Origin of the sequence: Streptomyces sp. NPDC048473 (genome assembly GCF_043200155.1) — a bacterium.
Classification (GTDB): domain Bacteria; phylum Actinomycetota; class Actinomycetes; order Streptomycetales; family Streptomycetaceae; genus Streptomyces.
The window spans coordinates 1-1,440 of record NZ_JBICXE010000185.1 but is presented as its reverse complement, the minus strand read 5'-3'; the positions used below and the strand labels follow the sequence as shown (position 1 = coordinate 1,440).

Here is a 1,440-nt window from a genome sequence, read left to right as displayed (position 1 = left end):
GAGGCGAACGCCGCAAGCCCCCTGGTGACATCAGAGCAAACTGACATCGCAAACTCGCTCAGCCAGTGACTCCCGCAGCCACATCGAAATGACTCGGCTTGGCGTCCGCAGGGCTGGAAAATGTCGCTGGGAACTGACACCACGTCGGGATGCCTGCGTCGCTTTTTGAGCGATGGTTTGCGAGGTCGGGTGGTGGAGACGGTGTGTTGAGGTTCGTTGTCAGGCAGGGCTAATCCCGGTCCCTGCGGACCGGGTTCGCAATCGCCAGAAGCTTTTGGTCCCGGGGTGGTCGGCCCCCGAGGTTCGACACGACCGACTACCGCGAACGCCACGCGGTTGAATGCGGGATCAATCGCCTCAAGCGCCAACGGGCCGTGGCCACGAGGTACGACAAGCTTGCCGTCCGCTACGAGGCGACCGTGCTCAACGAGTGGCTGTGACCAGCACTTTCCCAAAAGACTCTAGATGTGGACGGTCATCGTCACAGCCACGTCGTGGCAACGCCGCGACCTCCTGGATGTCGGCGGACTCCGCGCCCGGCACGGTGACGAAGTAATACGGTCACGGCCCACGCCACTCGATCACTCGGCCGGTGAAGACAAGTCGTATGAGTACCGCTCCCTGCCGAAGCCGCTGATCTCCACGTGCATCGCCCGGAGCTCGCGTATCGCGGCCGGAAGATCGCAGTCCTCGGGATCGGCGATGGCGTCCTCCCAGTGAAAATACACCTGGTCCGACCGGGTCCAGGCCAGGAGGTCGACGATTCGCGTGAACGCCGACGGGGCGAACGGCGGCACCAGATCCTCGTCATCGCCCTCGAGGTCTGCCGTGGTACGCAGCTTCCGCCCTGCCAGCAGCTGCAGCCAGGCCGCAGCCGCGTAGGCCGACTGGGACACGATGTGCCGCTCCGGGTCCTGGTCCTCGGAGTAGCACAAACCCACCTCGGTCAACTGCTCATGAACCGCGTCGACGTCGACCGGCTCTCCCGTAGCAGCCTTGCGCAGCTCACGCACCGCGTCCGGGGTCGATAGGACGGGGTCGTCGCTCAGCTCCTCGTCCTCTCGCTCGACACGGTCGAGCAAGGGAGCCATCAGGCCATACAGGCAGGCCAACCGTGCCCGAGGGGTCAACCTTTCGGCGAACTCGTCGATGATTCCCAGCAATTCGTCGTACGTCGTATCCGTCATGCACGCATGGGTACCACGCGGCACTGACATCCGGCGCACGGCCTGGCTTGATGTCCTGCAGCAACAACGGCCCCAGCCGTGCCCACTGGTCGCTCGTCAGATCACCACGCCCCACACAGCGTGATCATTCACGACGAAGATCGACTTCCGCAACAGGCCCTAGAAGGCCGATGAAGATCTTGGTTGTTGGAGGGGCGTCCCGGCAGGGGTGCCCCTTGTTGCTATGCGGTGTTGGGGACGATGGCCCAGGTGG

The 1,440-nt window shown here is 64.0% G+C and carries 1 protein-coding gene and 1 pseudogene; one reads left to right on the top strand and one right to left on the bottom strand.

The window, feature by feature from the left end:
- Window positions 1-317: 317 nt before the first annotated feature.
- Window positions 318-440 (top strand): annotated as a pseudogene (locus ACGFU7_RS48130) (IS5/IS1182 family transposase); the annotation flags it as partial.
- Between the two features lie 141 nt (window positions 441-581).
- Here the strand turns inward: ACGFU7_RS48130 and ACGFU7_RS48125 are convergent.
- On the bottom strand, window positions 582-1,187 hold the full coding sequence (locus ACGFU7_RS48125) for a hypothetical protein (RefSeq protein WP_393705148.1): 606 nt from the start codon (window positions 1,185-1,187) through the stop codon (window positions 582-584).
- Window positions 1,188-1,440 lie beyond the last annotated feature (253 nt).